This window comes from Phytobacter sp. RSE-02 (assembly GCF_040578655.1).
GTDB classification, from domain to species: Bacteria; Pseudomonadota; Gammaproteobacteria; order Enterobacterales; family Enterobacteriaceae; genus Phytobacter; species Phytobacter diazotrophicus.
In genome coordinates, this window is sequence record NZ_JBEULY010000005.1 from 70,748 (window position 1) to 87,781 (window position 17,034).

Annotated in this window: 13 protein-coding genes; 7 read left to right on the forward strand and 6 right to left on the reverse strand. The window is 53.6% G+C overall.

Annotated features, from left to right (window positions below; translation table 11 throughout):
- Positions 1-452: 452 nt before the first annotated feature.
- The 3 genes from feoA to feoC are packed head-to-tail and all read left to right on the forward strand — an operon-like array spanning position 453 to position 3,286.
- Positions 453-680 carry a ferrous iron transporter A gene (gene feoA, locus ABU190_RS12790; protein WP_041851377.1) on the forward strand — a complete coding sequence of 76 codons (228 nt, stop codon included), beginning with the start codon at positions 453-455 and terminating at the stop codon, positions 678-680.
- A 30-nt stretch (positions 681-710) separates the two neighbouring features.
- Positions 711-3,029, forward strand: coding sequence for a Fe(2+) transporter permease subunit FeoB (gene feoB, locus ABU190_RS12795; RefSeq protein WP_354691519.1), 2,319 nt, complete (start codon positions 711-713; stop codon positions 3,027-3,029).
- An 11-nt stretch (positions 3,030-3,040) separates the two neighbouring features.
- The gene (gene feoC, locus ABU190_RS12800) at positions 3,041-3,286 is read left to right on the forward strand and encodes a [Fe-S]-dependent transcriptional repressor FeoC (protein WP_354691520.1); all 246 of its coding nucleotides are present in this window, start codon (positions 3,041-3,043) and stop codon (positions 3,284-3,286) included.
- A gap of 28 nt (positions 3,287-3,314) precedes the next feature.
- Here feoC and ABU190_RS12805 read toward each other — a convergent pair whose 3' ends face one another.
- Both ABU190_RS12805 and bioH read right to left on the reverse strand, forming a co-directional pair.
- Positions 3,315-3,584 carry a YdgH/BhsA/McbA-like domain containing protein gene (locus tag ABU190_RS12805; RefSeq protein WP_041851374.1) on the reverse strand — a complete coding sequence of 90 codons (270 nt, stop codon included), beginning with the start codon at positions 3,582-3,584 and terminating at the stop codon, positions 3,315-3,317.
- 117 nt (positions 3,585-3,701) lie between these two features.
- Positions 3,702-4,475, reverse strand: coding sequence for a pimeloyl-ACP methyl ester esterase BioH (bioH, locus tag ABU190_RS12810; protein WP_354691521.1), 774 nt, complete (start codon positions 4,473-4,475; stop codon positions 3,702-3,704).
- A gap of 38 nt (positions 4,476-4,513) precedes the next feature.
- On the opposite strand from bioH, the gene gntX reads away from it, so the two are divergent.
- The 3 genes from gntX to gntT all read left to right on the forward strand — a co-directional run bounded on the left by gntX (position 4,514) and on the right by gntT (position 7,479).
- On the forward strand, positions 4,514-5,197 hold the full coding sequence (gene gntX / locus ABU190_RS12815; protein WP_354691522.1) for a DNA utilization protein GntX: 684 nt from the start codon (positions 4,514-4,516) through the stop codon (positions 5,195-5,197).
- A gap of 58 nt (positions 5,198-5,255) precedes the next feature.
- Positions 5,256-5,831: a Fe-S biogenesis protein NfuA gene (gene nfuA, locus ABU190_RS12820; protein ID WP_041851371.1), complete on the forward strand. Its 576-nt coding sequence runs from the start codon at positions 5,256-5,258 to the stop codon at positions 5,829-5,831.
- 331 nt (positions 5,832-6,162) lie between these two features.
- Positions 6,163-7,479, forward strand: a complete 1,317-nt coding sequence (gntT, locus tag ABU190_RS12825) for a gluconate transporter (RefSeq protein WP_041851370.1) — start codon at positions 6,163-6,165, stop codon at positions 7,477-7,479.
- 67 nt (positions 7,480-7,546) lie between these two features.
- Here gntT and malQ read toward each other — a convergent pair whose 3' ends face one another.
- Both malQ and malP read right to left on the reverse strand, forming a co-directional pair.
- Positions 7,547-9,634: a 4-alpha-glucanotransferase gene (gene malQ, locus ABU190_RS12830; protein ID WP_354691662.1), complete on the reverse strand. Its 2,088-nt coding sequence runs from the start codon at positions 9,632-9,634 to the stop codon at positions 7,547-7,549.
- A gap of 9 nt (positions 9,635-9,643) precedes the next feature.
- Positions 9,644-12,037 carry a maltodextrin phosphorylase gene (gene malP / locus ABU190_RS12835; RefSeq protein WP_354691523.1) on the reverse strand — a complete coding sequence of 798 codons (2,394 nt, stop codon included), beginning with the start codon at positions 12,035-12,037 and terminating at the stop codon, positions 9,644-9,646.
- Positions 12,038-12,677: 640 nt separating this feature from the next.
- Between malP and malT the strand changes: the two genes are divergently transcribed.
- Positions 12,678-15,383 carry an HTH-type transcriptional regulator MalT gene (gene malT, locus ABU190_RS12840; protein WP_193794546.1) on the forward strand — a complete coding sequence of 902 codons (2,706 nt, stop codon included), beginning with the start codon at positions 12,678-12,680 and terminating at the stop codon, positions 15,381-15,383.
- Positions 15,384-15,423: 40 nt separating this feature from the next.
- Here malT and ABU190_RS12845 read toward each other — a convergent pair whose 3' ends face one another.
- Together ABU190_RS12845 and glpG are read right to left on the reverse strand one after the other, a co-directional pair.
- Complete coding sequence (locus ABU190_RS12845) at positions 15,424-16,182, reverse strand: DeoR/GlpR family transcriptional regulator (protein ID WP_041851366.1); 759 nt, start codon at positions 16,180-16,182, stop codon at positions 15,424-15,426.
- Between the two features lie 17 nt (positions 16,183-16,199).
- On the reverse strand, positions 16,200-17,030 hold the full coding sequence (gene glpG / locus ABU190_RS12850) for a rhomboid family intramembrane serine protease GlpG (protein WP_354691524.1): 831 nt from the start codon (positions 17,028-17,030) through the stop codon (positions 16,200-16,202).
- Between the last annotated feature and the right edge of the window lie 4 nt (positions 17,031-17,034).

Sequence of the window (17,034 nt, forward strand, 5' to 3'; positions counted from 1 at the left end):
ATCTAAACAAACAGATGGATTGCGTTATTTCTTACCTGCCAGTAACCCTTTGAATAAGCTCTGGATTGCTTTTCAAAATTATTAACTAATTTTATATTGGTTATATTTTAGTTAATAAACCCGCCTCATAACTCTTTATTATTTAAACTTTATTCTTATTATTAATTTAACCTTAAGTCCGGGTAATAAATTAAATATCCCTTCACTGTTTCTTATTTGTTATTGCAAACGGGAAAGGCAAAACAACATAAATTTTGAGCCATATCAACAATGGCTCGGATTGTGGTTCCGCTTTGCGCAATATCGCGGTTTAATAGTGATGATAAAAACTATTCTCATTATCATTGTATGAGTGGAGTGACACTCATTGCTGTGCTGGCTAACTAACTGGTTTCATGCGCTTTACTGGCGCATGGTGGGAATGTTGTTTGCGATACAGATAAGTAGGTCCTATGCAATTCTCTCCTGACAGTGCGTGGAAAATAACGGGGTTCTCTCGCGAAATTAGCCCTGCGTGGCGCCAGAAACTCCTCTCATTAGGCATGTTGCCCGGCTCATCATTTAATGTCGTGCGCGTAGCTCCCCTTGGTGATCCTATTCACATTGAAACCCGGCGCGTTAATCTGGTCTTGCGTAAGAAAGATCTCGCGTTTCTGGAACTGGAAGCCGTTTCCCGCTAATGGCCCGGCCATGAAAGAGAGAAAAGAACAATGAAAAAATTGACCGTGGGATTAATTGGTAATCCTAATTCCGGCAAGACCACATTATTCAATCAGTTAACTGGTGCGCGCCAGCGCGTGGGGAACTGGGCGGGTGTCACGGTTGAGCGCAAAGAGGGGCAATTCTCTACCACCGACCATCAGGTTACGCTGGTCGATTTGCCCGGTACCTACTCCCTGACCACTATCTCGTCACAGACCTCACTGGATGAGCAAATTGCCTGTCACTACATTCTGAGCGGCGATGCAGACATCCTGATTAACGTCGTGGATGCCTCAAACCTCGAGCGCAACCTCTATCTCACGTTGCAGTTGCTGGAACTGGGCATCCCCTGCGTAGTGGCGCTGAATATGCTGGATATTGCCGAGAAGCAAAAAGTCCGCATTGATATCGACGCCCTCTCCGCTCGCCTCGGCTGCCCGGTTGTTCCGCTGGTGTCCACCCGTGGTCGCGGTATCGACGCGTTAAAAATCGCGCTTGATCGCCATCAGAAAAATAAACAAATCGAGCTTGTTCACTATGCCCAGCCGCTGTCGCGTGAAGCCGATGAGCTGGCGCAAGGCATGGCCGCGGACATGCCCATCCAACAACGTCGCTGGCTGGGCCTGCAAATGCTGGAAGGCGATATCTACAGCCGCGCTTACGCTGGTGATGCCGCCCACAAGCTGGATATTTCACTGGCACGCCTGCAGGACGAAATCGACGATCCCGCACTGCACATTGCCGATGCCCGTTATCAAACCATTGCCGCCATTTGCGAGGCGGTCAGTAACACCCTGACGGCGGAATCCAGCCAGTTTACGGCAGCCGTTGACCGAATCATTCTGAACCGCTTCCTTGGCTTACCGATTTTCCTGTTTGTGATGTACCTGATGTTCCTGCTCGCCATTAACATCGGTGGTGCGTTACAGCCGATTTTTGATGCGGGTTCAGTGGCGATTTTCGTCCACGGTATCCAGTGGCTGGGCTATACGCTGCATTTCCCGGAATGGCTGACCGTTTTCCTTGCTCAGGGGCTGGGCGGTGGTATCAACACGGTGCTACCGCTGGTACCGCAAATCGGCATGATGTACCTGTTCCTCTCATTCCTTGAAGACTCCGGCTATATGGCACGTGCGGCCTTCGTCATGGACCGTTTGATGCAGGCGCTGGGGCTGCCGGGTAAATCCTTCGTGCCGCTGATTGTCGGCTTTGGCTGCAATGTTCCCTCGGTGATGGGGGCCAGAACCCTGGATGCGCCACGTGAACGTCTGATGACCATGATGATGGCACCGTTTATGTCCTGCGGCGCGCGTCTGGCCATTTTCGCTGTCTTCGCATCGGCCTTCTTCGGCCAGCAGGGGGCGTTACTGGTCTTTTCGCTGTACGTGCTGGGCATTGTGATGGCAATCCTTACCGGCCTGATGCTTAAACACACCATCATGCGTGGCGAAGCGTCACCGTTCATTATGGAACTACCGGTCTACCACGTGCCGCACCTGAAAAGTCTGGTGCTGCAGACCTGGCAGCGTCTGAAAGGCTTTGTGCTGCGGGCCGGTAAAGTCATTGTGATCGTGAGCATTTTCCTCAGTGCTCTCAATAGCTTCTCTTTGAGCGGTAAAACGGTCGATAACATTAACGATTCTGCGCTGGCGTCAGTAAGCCGCGTCTTTACCCCCATACTGGAACCGATTGGCGTGCACGGTGACCACTGGCAGGCGACCGTTGGCCTGGTGACGGGGGCAATGGCGAAAGAAGTGGTGGTCGGGACGCTCAACTCACTCTATACCGCCGAACACATTCAGAAAGCGGAATTCAATCCCGCAGAATACAGTCTCAGCGATGAACTGATCGCCGCACTCGACGAGACCTGGAGCAGCCTGAAAAACACCTTCAGTCTGAGCGTACTGGCCAACCCTATTGAAGCCAGCAAGGGCGACGGTGAGATGGCAGAAGGCACTATGGGCGTGATGAGTGAGAAATTCGGCAGCGCCGCTGCGGCCTACAGCTACCTGATTTTCGTTCTGCTCTACACCCCGTGCATATCCGTAATGGGCGCCATTGCCCGTGAATCGAGCCGTGGCTGGATGGGGTTCTCCGTGCTGTGGGGGCTGAATATCGCCTATTCACTTGCCACGCTGTTCTATCAGGCCGTGAGTTTTGATGAGCACCCGGTTTACAGCCTCACCTGTATTCTCGCGGTGATCTTGTTCAACGTCATCGTGATTGGCGGTCTGCGTCGCGCCAGAAGTCGCGTGGATGTGAATCTCCTGGCCAGCCGCAAAACCGTCGCCAGTTGTTGTGAAAGCCCGGCGGGCGACTGCCACTAAGGACACGAAACATGGCATCGTTAATTGAGGTTCGCGATATGCTTGCTTTACAGGGCCGGATGGAAATCAACCAGCTCTGTAACGTGCTGCATCTCTCCCGGCCAATGGCCGATGCCATGCTGACGCGCATGGAAGCCATGGGCAAAGCAGTACGTATTCAGGAAGAGGCGGACGGCTGTCTGAGTGGCGAGTGCAAACAATGCCCGGAAGGAAAATCGGCCTGCCAGCGTGAATGGTGGTCACTGACAGGATGCTGATAGCGGGTCAGGCGACCCGCTCATAACATTACTTATAGACATCCGCCGTAGCATGGATGTCTTTTTCATTCTTCTCGCCGCTGGTCACAACGAAATATTTGCCGCCCAGCTCATCCGCTTTTTTTGACAGCTCTTTTTTCGCGTCCATGGGTGCCGAGGTATCAGACGTGGTAATCGTCCCCACTTTTGTCAGATTCATACCCGCGACCTTATCTTTTTCGAGTTCCTGCGCCGCCATAACGCCAAACGACAGGGAGCCAATCACCAGAGATGCAACAATACCTGTAACAAGTTTCATAGACTTGATTCTCCTCGGTTTTTTAGATTGTGATGCTGCGGTAAAGAAAGATAAGCCAACCGCAGCAACGCTCTGAGTATTGTCGTGAAACAGCATTTTTTCCAGGCGGCAAAATAATTACATCGCGAAACTATTAAATTCTGCCAATGCTCTGCAGAAATCGTCCGGGTGAGAAATAAAAGGCGCATGGGCAGCTTTAGGAAAGATCAGCGACTGGCTTTGTGGCCAGCGCGTATCCAGCGTGGCAACAATTTTGCGCGGCACCAGCCCATCTAATCGCCCGTACAGCCGCAAGAAGGGAATCTCCAGCCCTGACAGCGCGTCGCGCAGATCTTCTGTTTTGAGGATCTCCAGCCCACCGTTCAGCACCTCTGTTGAGGGCATCGGTAACGACAATACCGCCTGCTTGAGCTGACGTGCATCCTGACGGGCTGTCTCCGTACCCATCGTCTGCAGAGCGAGAAAGCGCTCGACCGTACGTTGAAAATCCTCGCTGAGCTGTCGCTGGAAACCGGCCAGCACATCCGGTTTGATGCCAGGCCATTCATCCTGTGCGCCAAAACAAGGAGATGATGCAACCGTCACCAGGCCGCTGACGCGCTCAGGGGCAAGAAGCGCCACCTTGCTTGCGACAAGCCCGCCGAGGCTCCAGCCCAGCCAGACGGCGCGCTGCGGTGCCTGCGCCAACACACACTCCGCCATCTCTTGCAATGTCATTGCCGAAAATCCGCTACTGCGCCCATAACCCGGCAGGTCCACCAGATGCAGTGTAAATTGCGAGCTCAGTTGCGGCACAATGCAATCCCAAACCTGCGCGTTCAGCCCCCATCCGTGCAACAGCACAAGATGGCAATTTCCTTCGCCTTTGGTTTCCCACCAGATGTTGTTCATCAGTTATCGTTCTCTTTCTTAAAACAGGGAGGGTGAACATGCTAACAGCGCCGGGCTTGTGCTGGCTATGTCGAATGCCGCTGGCGGTAGCGCACTGGGGCTTGTGTTCCTGCTGCACTCGGGCGGTGGTAGCCCCCCTGTCCGTTTGTCCAGCCTGTGGTTTGCCTGCCGCGAGCCGGATACTGCCTTGCGGCAGATGCCTGCAAAAACCGCCGCCGTGGCAACATCTGGTGGCGGTCAGCGACTACGCATTGCCATTGAGTATGCTGGTGCATCAGTTCAAATTCGTGCGACGACCCGAAATGGCAAATGCGCTGGCCCGGCTGCTGGTACTGGCAGTCATCAACGCACGCAGAATAACACGGTGGCAGAAACCCGATATGCTTATCAGCGTACCGCTTTATCGGCATCGCCAGTGGCGCAGAGGATACAACCAAAGTGATCTGCTCTGTCGTGCGCTTGCCCACTGGTTATGCTGTCGCTATGAACCGAGCGCCATTGTCCGCATTCGGGCAACGTCCATTCAGCATCATCTCAGCGCCCGGCTACGCAAACGCAACCTGAAAAATGCCTTTCGCCTTGAATTGCCCGTCCAGGGACTCCATATGGTTATCGTGGATGATGTCGTTACGACCGGCAGCACCGTCGCGGAAATAAGTCGGTTGCTCCTGCGCAACGGCGCGGCGTCTGTTCAGGTATGGTGCCTTTGTCGAACCTTGTAGACCCTCGATGATGGGCGTATTATAACCAAGTAAAATAGTCAACTATTAGGCCATTGCTATGATCCGTATCTCTGATGCTGCGCAAGCGCATTTTGCTAAACTGCTGGCAAATCAGGAAGAAGGGACACAAATCCGTGTATTTGTGATTAACCCAGGCACGCCAAACGCTGAATGCGGCGTCTCTTATTGTCCGCCAGATGCAGTGGAAGCAACTGACACCGCCCTGAAATTTGAACAACTGACCGCCTATGTCGATGAGTTAAGTGCACCGTACCTGGAAGATGCGGAAATTGATTTTGTCACCGATCAGTTGGGTTCTCAGCTCACCCTGAAAGCACCAAACGCGAAGATGCGTAAAGTGTCCGAAGACGCGCCGCTGATGGAACGTGTTGAGTATCTGCTGCAATCGCAGATCAACCCGCAACTGGCAGGTCACGGTGGCCGCGTCACGCTGATGGAAATTACGGATGAAGGCTATGCCATCCTCCAGTTTGGCGGTGGTTGTAACGGCTGTTCAATGGTGGATGTAACGCTGAAAGAAGGGATCGAAAAGCAGTTGCTTAACGAATTCCCGGAACTGAAAGGTGTACGCGATCTTACCGAACACCAGCGCGGCGAGCACTCCTACTACTAACCTGCCTCTTATCCGATGCTCTCCCGATGCGGGAGAGCATGTTACCTGTATCTTTCCCCGCCATATCGCGCCTCTTTTTTGCACTCATTTCCAGCCTGGAATATGACCGGTATCTCACTTCGTAAATTTTGACCCGCAGGGTGATTCTCTTTTCATGAATGTTACCCGTATCATCTGTACCAGTACCAAAAATATAAAAACATCCAGCTATCCTTTTAAAAAGTGGATGTAAGGCATATCGGTACTCCAGCGCTTCGTTTTTACAGGGCTAAAACCTGCAATAACCGCTGAAAACTGACGTTACCCATAACAAATTAAGGCCAGGTAAATCATGCCATTAGTCATCGTTGCTATCGGTGTAGTCTTGTTGTTGTTATTAATGATCCGCTTCAAATTGAACGGATTTATCGCTCTGATCCTGGTGGCACTCGCCGTCGGTATGATGCAGGGCATGCCTCTGGACGCAGTTATCAAATCTATCAAAGCCGGTGTGGGCGGAACACTGGGCAGCCTTGCGCTGATCATGGGCTTCGGCGCCATGTTGGGTAAACTGCTGGCGGACTGCGGCGGCGCACAACGCATCGCCACAACGCTGATTGCAAAATTTGGCGAAAAACACATTCAGTGGGCCGTCGTACTGACCGGCTTTACCGTGGGTTTTGCGCTGTTCTATGAAGTGGGCTTCGTCCTGTTACTGCCGCTGGTTTTCACTATCGCTGCCGCAGCCCGTATCCCGCTGCTGTATGTGGGTGTCCCGATGGCGGCCGCGCTTTCCGTTACTCATGGTTTCCTGCCTCCACACCCTGGCCCGACCGCAATCGCTACCATTTTCCATGCGGACATGGGTAAAACGCTGCTCTACGGTACGCTGCTCGGTATCCCGACAGTGATTCTGGCCGGCCCGGTCTATGCTCGCTTCCTGAAAGGCATCGACAAGCCGATTCCGGAAGGGCTGTACAACAAGAAAACCTTTACCGAAGAAGAAATGCCGGGCTTTGGCGTCAGCGTCTGGACCTCTCTGGTACCGGTGGTACTGATGGCGCTGCGTGCGGTTGCAGAGATGCTGCTGCCGAAAGGCCATGCGATTCTGCCTTACGCTGAGTTCTTCGGCGATCCGGTGATGGCGACTCTCATTGCGGTACTGATTGCCGTCTTCACCTTCGGCCTGAACCGTGGTCGTTCCATGGACGACATCAACGAGACGCTGACCAGCTCAATCAAAATCATTGCCATGATGCTGTTGATCATCGGCGGTGGCGGCGCATTCAAACAGGTTCTGGTTGATAGCGGCGTGGATAAATATATCGCTTCGCTGATGCATGAAACCAACATCTCGCCAATCTTTATGGCGTGGTCAATTGCCGCCGTACTGCGTATCGCGCTGGGTTCTGCAACCGTTGCAGCCATTACCGCAGGCGGGATTGTTGCGCCGCTGATTGCCACCACTGGCGTGAGCCCTGAGCTGATGGTTATCGCGGTTGGTTCCGGTAGCGTGATTTTCTCTCACGTGAACGATCCAGGCTTCTGGCTGTTCAAGGAGTACTTCAACCTGACCATCGGGGAAACCATGAAGTCCTGGTCCGCACTGGAGACCATTATCTCTGTCTGCGGTCTGGTTGGCTGTCTGCTGCTGGGAATGGTGGTGTAAGTTCTACCGTCCAACTGATTGTTAAAAAGAGAACCCGCCGAGTGGCGGGTTCTTTGTATTTACTTATTTACTTCTTCCCTGCCGCTTTCCGGCGTTTATCCAGGTCTTTAATCAGCTTGTTGACGTTCTCATCGGCAAACATTTTTTCCAGTGACACGGCGAGCTTACGCCGCCAGTTTTTGTACTGGTAGCTGGTGCCCGGAATGTTCACCGGTCCGGCCATATCCAGCCAGTCTTCCGGCTGTAGCCCAAGCAACGCACTATTACTGTCAGCGATATAGCGTTGCATACCACGATTAAGTACCGCACTCATTGGCATACGTGAGGCTTTATGCCCCACTCGTTTTGGCAAACAACCATGGGCGTGGAGCGCATCCAGCAGCCCCTGTTTTGCCAGTTCGCGATCAAGATACAGCCCACGTAGCACCACTTCATCCGGGTACAGACCCAGCGTTTTACCGAGCGTCAGGTCACCACTTTCCCAGTATCCCCGCAGCGTCGGCAAATCATGAGTGGTCGCCACCGCCATTGACTGGGCCGGGTAAGCTTTAGGTGCACGGTATCGCTTCTCGTGGTCATTTTCAAAATAGAGGACTTTATAGGAGTAAACGCCGCTGTCGCGCAGCTTGCTGACGATCTCCACCGGCACCGTTCCCAAATCTTCGCCAATGACCATGCACTGATGACGCTGACTTTCCAGCGCGAGGATCGACAACAGGTCGTCCACCGGGTACTGCACATACGCCCCGTGATCTGCCGTTTCGCCATACGGGATCCACCACAGGCGCAGCATCGACATCACATGATCGATACGCAGCGCGCCACAGCTTTTCATATTGGCGCGCAGCAGCTCAATAAAGGGTTCGTAAGCGCGCGCGGCGATAATGTGCGGGTCCATCGGCGGCAATCCCCAGTTTTGCCCCAGCGGGCCGAGAATATCCGGCGGTGCTCCCACAGAGGCTTTCAGGCAGTACAACTCACGATCGCACCAGGTTTCCGAACCGCCTTCGGCAACGCCCACGGCGAGATCCCGGTACAACCCAATAGGCATATTGTGGCCCTGGCTCTCCTGCCAGCACTCGGCAAATTGCGTATACGCCAGCCACTGCAACCACAGGTAAAAGTTCACTTCATCGGCATGGCTTTCGCAAAAGGCTTTAACCGCCGGGCTGTCGGTTGACTGAAAACCTTCCGGCCAGGCAGGCCAGCCCCAGCGTAGCGGATCTTCTTTCACCTGGTTGGCATGTAGCGCATCAAACGCCGCCTGCCAGTACAGACTTTCCCCCTCTTCCTTCACGAAGGCGTGAAACGCAACGCGCAAATCGTCATCATCTTTACGCTGTGAAAACTGCAGCCAGGCCAGGCGTAATGCCGCCAGTTTGAGGGCGGTCACACCTGCGTAATCGACAAACTCCGCGTCGCGAGCGGCATCCAGCGCCTTGCGCGTCGTGGGGAGTTTCCACCACGCCTGCGCCTCTTTGCTCAACTGAAAATCTTCTACCGCATTAACGTCGATATAAATAATATTCAGCCAGCGACGAGAGGAAGGGCTGTAGGGGCTGGCGCTTTCCGGGTTGGCCGGATAGAGGGCGTGAATAGGGTTCAGGCCGATGAACGCGCCACCGCGCTGCCCCACCTCGCCCAACATGACTTTCAGATCGCCAAAATCGCCGATCCCCCAGTTACGCTCAGAACGCAAGGTATAAAGCTGTACACACGCCCCCCAGAGTTTTTTCCCTTCCAGCAGCGCCTGCGGTTCATAGCAGCGCTTTGGGGTAACAATTAAGCGACAATGCCAGCTCTGCTCACTTTGCCGCAGCGTCAGGGTGTGATACCCCTGCGGCAACTTCGTTGGCAGGGTGAGGTTTTTCCCTGCGTCGACCAGGCCTTTATGCTGCTGACCGTCTTCGGTGGTGATTATCCAGTTGAAAGTACCGTTTCCCTCAATCGGCAATGACTTCTTCTTTCCCTGAGTATGCACCAGCACATTTGGGACCGGCGTTACCGCGACGGGTGTCGCGGTAACAGCGTGCATAGCGTCAAGCAAACGTCGTTTGGTTTCCGCACCAATAGACTGTGGTTTGCCATGCGCATTGATGTAATCCGGGCTAATTCCCGCCGCCAGCGCGGCATTATCAAGACGTTTGCTCACTATGGCGTTTCCTTAGCGTTTTGCCTGCCAGATACGGGTTTGGTAATCACGGATCGAACGATCCGAACTGAACATGCCGCAACGTGCGGTATTCAATATTGTAGCCCTCGTCCAGGCTTCTTCATCGCGATAGAGCGTATCAACCCGTTTTTGCGCTTCAACATAGGCGGCGAAATCCGCCAGAACCAGATAGGGATCGCCGCCCTGCTTACCGATGCTGTGCAGCATCTGGTCGAACGCATGCTTGTCGCCCTCGCTATATTTGCCGCTCTCAAGTTCTTTGAGCACCGCATCCAACAGCTTGTCTTTCTTACGCCATTTCACCGGATCGTAGCCTTTGGCTTTCAACGCCTTCACCTCTTCCACGGTATGACCGAAGATGAAGATGTTTTCATCGCCAACCTGCTCGGCAATCTCCACGTTGGCACCGTCAAGGGTACCGACGGTGAGCGCACCGTTCAGCGCCAGCTTCATATTGCCGGTACCCGAGGCCTCTTTACCTGCGGTAGAAATCTGTTCAGACACATCTGCCGCCGGGATAAGACGTTCCGCCGCCGAAACGCAATAATCCGGCAGGAAAACCACTTTCAGCTTATCGCCCACCGTCTTATCGTTATTGATTACAGCGGCCACTTTATTGATGGCGTAAATGATATTTTTCGCCAGGTAGTAGCCCGGCGCGGCTTTCGCACCGAAGAGGAATACGCGTGGTACGCGGTCTGCCTGCGGATTTTCACGAATCTCTTTATACAGCGCCACAATATGCAGCAGGTTCAGATGCTGGCGTTTATATTCATGCAGGCGTTTGATTTGAATATCAAACAGCGCATGCGGATTGATCTCAATGCCGGTACGCGCTTTGACGAACGCCGCAAGCTGCACCTTATTTTCCTGTTTGATAGCGCGATATTGCGCGCGGAATTTCGCGTCGTCGGCAAATTTCTCCAGATGAATAAGCTGGTCGAGATCGTTCGCCCACTCATTTTTCAGCGACTTATCCAGTAATGCCGCCAGCGCCGGGTTGCACTGTTTAATCCAGCGACGCGGCGTAATACCATTAGTAACATTGTGGAATTTCGTCGGCCACAGTTGATGATATTCCGGGAACAGATCTTTGACGACCAAATCTGAGTGCAGTGCCGCAACGCCGTTCACCGCAAAGCCGCCGACCACACACATATTGGCCATCCGCACCTGTTTGTTGTGCACCACCGCCAGTTTCGCCCACACGTCCTCATCGCCAGGCCAGGTTTGCTCAACCAGTACCTTAAAGCGATCGTTAATCTGTTTGATAATTTGCATGTGGCGAGGCAGCAGCGCTTTTACCAGTTTTTCATCCCAGCACTCCAGCGCTTCCGGCATCAGCGTATGGTTGGTGTAGGCGAAGGTTTTGCTGGTAATAGCCCAGGCGTCATCCCAGCTCAATTGATGTTCGTCCATCAGCACGCGCAACATTTCCGGGATCGCAATGGTCGGATGCGTATCGTTAAGCTGAATAACTTCAAAGTCCGGCAATTGGGCAATTTTGCGCCCGGCCAGGTGATGACGACGCAGAATGTCCGCCACGGAGCAGGCACACTGGAAATATTGCTGCATCAGACGCAGCTTCTTGCCCGCCTGGTGGTTGTCATTCGGGTAGAGCACCTTGGTCAGTTTTTCTGCATCGATGCCCTGCTGCTCGGCACGCAGGAAATCACCGTCGTTGAATTTGGTCAGATCGAACGGGTGCGCATGGGTCGCCTGCCACAGTCGCAGCGGCTGCGCTACGCCGTTACGATAACCCAGTACCGGTAAATCCCAGGCTTCGCCGACAATCGTAAATTCCGGCGTCCAGTGGCCGTCTTTACTCACTTTACCGCCAATCCCCACCTGCACGTTCAATTGTGCATTATGGCTAAACCAGGGGTAGCTGCGACGCTGCCAGTCATCCGGCGCCTCTTTCTGCTGACCATCGTCAAAAGACTGACGGAACAAGCCATACTGATAGTTCAGGCCATAGCCGGTGGCGGACTGGCCTACCGTTGCCATCGAGTCCAGGAAGCACGCCGCCAGACGTCCTAACCCACCGTTACCCAGCGCCGGGTCGGTCTCTTCTTCCAGCAGATCGCTCAAATTGATATCGCTTTCCTGCAGAATATCGCTCACCTCTTGATACCAACCAAGGTTGAGCAAGTTGTTACCCGTCAGGCGACCAATCAGAAATTCCATTGAAATGTAGTTTACATGGCGCTGGTTTTTCGCCGGTTTAGCCAGCGGTTGTGCCACCAGCAACTCTGCCAGCGCGCCGCTAACGGCCTGCCACCACTGGCGAGATGTCATCTCCTGAGCTGTGTGCAAACCAAAATGTTGCCACTGACGCGTCAGGGCCGCCTCAAATTGCGCTTTGTTAAACGTGGGCTTTGACATAGAGAATTCGGATCCTGTAATTGAAAAAACAACGTTAGCGCTAGTGTGCCAGGCTCATGAAACGACTTCCTCATCCTGCCAGGGATTCAACGGGGAGGAGCAGCAGGGATGAGCGAAAAGTGTGATCTCTGCCACCTAAAGTTAGCTGTTTTTTTAAGCATTCTTCAAGCATTTACTGCCTCAAGCGGGAGGAAAAAACACGGCGATGCGTCGTTCACTTACCGTGGGGATAACAGGGGAGAATGTCAAAGAATTGAAATATTGTTTCAGGGAAATTATCACTCGCGGCATCAATATAATTTGAGTAAATAATATTTTCTTAAATGATAATTTCGCCTTTTGCTATTTGTGCGATTACCTCGCCGTTTTGGGAAATATTTCACCAAAGCCCCCAAAAGATGCAAAACTATTTCGCCTTATTTTGACGCGTTTTGCTGCAAATCGGGCTGCATACCCTTTCGCCACGGGTGCTGTCTCTTTTTTCGCAACTCAAATAGAAATGTGACATAGTGCAAATTCACAATCGTCAGATCCGGACATAACTTGCAATAATTCGGAATTTATCCGACCTTATTTATATTAATTACGAAGCGCAAAAAAAATCGTTTTTCCCCTTTGTCCTCACAGTGAAGTGATAACTATGTTGATTCCGTCTAAATTAAGTCGCCCGGTACGCCTCGACCATACTGTCGTTCGTGAGCGTCTGTTGGCTAAACTTTCCGGCGCGAACAATTTTCGGCTTGCGCTGATCACTAGCCCTGCTGGGTACGGAAAAACAACGCTCATTTCCCAATGGGCTTCCGGTAAAAATGACGTGGGCTGGTTTTCGCTGGATGAAGGCGACAACCAGCAGGAACGTTTTGCCAGCTATTTTATTGCTGCTATTCAACAGGCCACGGGTGGGCATTGCGTCACCAGTGAGGCGATGGCGCAAAAACGCCAGTACGCCAGCCTCTCCTCCCTCTTTGCTCAGTTGTTTATTGAGCTGGCAGAGTGGCAACGCGCGCTCTATCTGGTAATAGATGACTACCACCTCATCACCAACCCGGTGATTCATGAAGCCATGCGTTTTTTCTTGCGCCATCAGCCGGAAAACCTGACGCTGATTGTGCTGTCGCGCAATTTACCGCAGTTAGGCATTGCCAATCTGCGCGTACGTGAGCAACTGCTGGAGATCGGCAGCCACCAACTGGCCTTTAATCATCAGGAAGCAAAGCAATTTTTTGATTGCCGCCTGACTTCCCCTATCGAAGCGGCAGAGAGCAGCCGTCTGTGTGATGACGTTGCCGGCTGGGCCACCGCGCTCCAACTCATTGCCCTTTCCGTACGCCAGAATCACAGTGCCGCGCAGCAATCCGCTCGTCGTCTGGCGGGGATCAACGCCAGCCATTTGTCCGATTATCTGGTGGATGAGGTGCTGGATAATGTCGATGCCAGCACGCGTCTGTTCTTACTGAAAAGCTCGCTATTGCGCTCGATGAACGATGCGCTAATTGTCCGTGTCACCGGTGAAGAAAATGGTCAGATGCGGCTGGAAGAAATTGAGCGCCAGGGGTTATTCCTGCAGCGCATGGATGATTCCGGCGAATGGTTCAGCTACCACCCGCTATTCGGCAATTTCCTGCGCCAGCGCTGCCAGTGGGAACTGGCGACTGAACTGCCGGAAATTCATCGCGCCGCGGCGGAAAGCTGGATGGCGCAGGGATTCCCCAGCGAAGCCATCCACCACGCGCTGGCGGCGGGCGACGGCATTATGTTACGGGACATTCTGCTGCATCACGCGTGGGGCTTATTCAACCATAGCGAACTCAGCCTGCTGGAAGCCTCGCTGAAAGCGCTACCGTGGGAGAGCCTCCTGGAGAACCCGCGCCTGGTGCTGCTACAGGCCTGGCTGATGCAAAGCCAGCATCGCTACAGCGAAGTGAATACCTTGCTGGCCCGTGCTGAACAGGAGATGACCACCCAAATGGACGCCTCCCTGCACGGTGATTTCAACGCATTGCGCGCGCAGGTCGCGATCAATGATGGCGATGCCGCCGAAGCGGAACGCCTGGCGATGGTGGCGCTCGCTGAACTGCCGCTTGCCAATTACTACAGCCGTATTGTCGCCACGTCGGTGCACGGTGAAGTGCTCCACTGCAAAGGGCAACTGACCAACTCGCTGGCGTTAATGCAGCAAACCGAGCAGATGGCGCGCCGCCATGATGTATGGCATTACGCCTTGTGGAGCCTGATTCAGCAGAGCGAAATTCTGTTTGCGCAAGGGTTCTTGCAGGCTGCCTGGGAGACCCAGGAAAAAGGCTTTGTCCTGGTGCGCGAGCAGCACCTTGAGCAGTTGCCGATGCACGAGTTCTTACTGCGCATTCGTTCGCAACTGCTCTGGGCCTGGGCGCGTCTTGACGAATCCGAAGCCGCCGCTCGTCAGGGGATGGAAGTTCTCGCCTCCTTCCAGCCGCAGCAACAGTTACAGTGTCTGGCACTGGTGATTCAAAATTCGCTGGCTCGCGGTGACCTGGATAATGCTCGCGCGCATTTGCATCGTCTGGAAAATTTGCTGGGTAACGGCCAGTATCACAGCGACTGGGTGTCGAACGCCGATAAAGTCCGGGTGATTTACTGGAACATGACGGGCGATCGCAAATCAGCAGCGCAGTGGCTTCGCCAGACGCCTAAACCCGAATTTGCCAATAACCACTTCCTGCAAGGACAGTGGCGTAATATCGCCAGAGCGCAAATTCTGCTTGGTGATTTCGACCCGGCTGAAATGGTGCTTGAAGAGCTCAACGAGAATGCCCGCAGCTTGCGCCTGATGAGCGATTTGAACCGCAACCTGCTGTTACTGAATCAATTGTACTGGCAGTCCGGGCGTAAAAACGACGCACAGCGCGTGCTGCTTGAGGCGCTGCAACTGGCCAACCGCACCGGGTTTATCAGCCACTTTGTTATTGAGGGCGAGGCCATGGCGCAGCAACTGCGTCAGCTTATTCAACTCAACACACTGCCGGAGCTCGACCAGCACCGCGCGCAGCGTATTCTGCGTGACATCAACCAGCATCACCGGCATAAGTTCGCCCATTTTGACGAGAGCTTCGTTGAACGCTTACTGAACCATCCGGAAGTGCCGGAGTTGATCCGCACCAGTCCGCTAACCCAGCGAGAGTGGCAGGTACTGGGGCTAATCTACTCAGGCTACAGCAATGAGCAGATCGCCGGTGAACTCGCCGTGGCGGCGACCACCATTAAAACGCATATCCGTAATTTGTATCAGAAGCTGGGGGTTGCCCACCGTCAGGATGCCGTATTGCATGCCCAGCGGCTGCTGAAAATGATGGGGTATGGCGTCTGAGTATCAGGTCGGGCTGCGCAACGCCGCCCGACGCGACTGCTTAGCATAACTCTAACTGGACGTTATTACTGGTGATCACCTGCATAACGCCTGCGGGTGGCATGATGTCGGTGTAAACGGCATTGACCATGCTGATACTGCCCATGTTGACCATCGCGTTGCGTCCAAACTTCGAGTGATCTACCACCAGCATCGCATGGCGCGAGTTTTCAATGATCGCCCGTTTGGTGCGCACTTCATGATAGTCAAACTCCAGCAACGAACCATCAGCGTCAATACCGCTGATGCCAAGAATGCCGAAGTCCAGACGGAACTGAGAAATAAAGTCCAGCGTGGCTTCGCCAACAATACCGCCGTCACGGCTACGCAATTCGCCGCCAGCGAGGATGACGCGGAAATCTTCTTTTTTCAGCAGCGTGTTCGCCACGTTGAGATTGTTCGTCACCACGCGTAAATCGCTGTGATCGAGGAGCGCGTGCGCCACGGCTTCCGGGGTGGTGCCAATATCAATAAACAACGTTGCGCCGTTTGGGATCTGACTGGCCACTTTACGGGCAATGCGTTCTTTCTCTGCCGTTTGCGTCGCCTTACGATCGTGCCAGGAGGTATTGACGGAGCTGGAAGGTAGCGCGGCGCCTCCGTGGTGGCGCAGAATTTTGTTTTGATCGGCCAGATCGTTCAGATCGCGCCGAATAGTCTGTGGACTTACCGAGAATTGCTCTACCAGTTCTTCCGTGCTGACATATCCCTGCTGTTTAACCAGTTCAATGATCGCGTCATGACGTTGTGTTTGTTTCATGAAATGTCTCTGGATAATTATGTTCGTTTTCGCGCATTCAATGTATCTACCAGCGCCATCGCAAGGCCAATCAACAGCCCGCCGGTGTGTGCGCCGATAGCCGTATCCACTGCTGAGATGCCAAACCAGTCAGCAACCAGTAACACGACCGTAAAAATAGCCAGTCCACGAGGCAGCCAGACCGGGCGTTGCGGGTCCAGCTCACCACGTAGCCACACATAACCAATCAATGCATAGACCACACCTGACAAACCGCCAAACCACGGACCAGCGAGTTTGTACTGTAAAAAGCCGCTCAGTAACGCGCTGATAAGGGTGATCACCACCAGCTTGCCGCTTCCCAGGCGTTTTTCCACCGCTCCGCCAAGATACCACCACCAGAACAGGTTAAAGATGATATGAACCAGCGAAAAGTGCATTAGCGCATGGCTAAAATAGCGCCAGGCTTCAAATTGCACCGAGGCATCGTAGGGCCAGGCAAGCCAGACCATCACATCCTGATCGCTATACAAACTCATCAGAATAAAGACCAGGACGCAGGCCGCGAAGACAGAGAGAGTCATTGGCCCACCCCGTTCCCTCAGCGCCGCGCGCAGGGTAAAACCACGGTACTGCAGACCGCTGCCCGTCTCGCCGGATTGCCAGCTTGCGGCGAGATAACGCGGATCGGTGGGGTTTTCCAGAAAACGCGCCAGTTCAGCTTTCACGCGCTCTGCCTGGCTTTCGTCCGCCAGCCAGATATCGCATTGTGAGTGGTGTTGAATCGTAAGAATGACGCCCTGGGTTTGCATGTAATCAACAAACGCCTGGGCGACACGCGGATTGGTAAATGATGTAATCATCAACATGGCA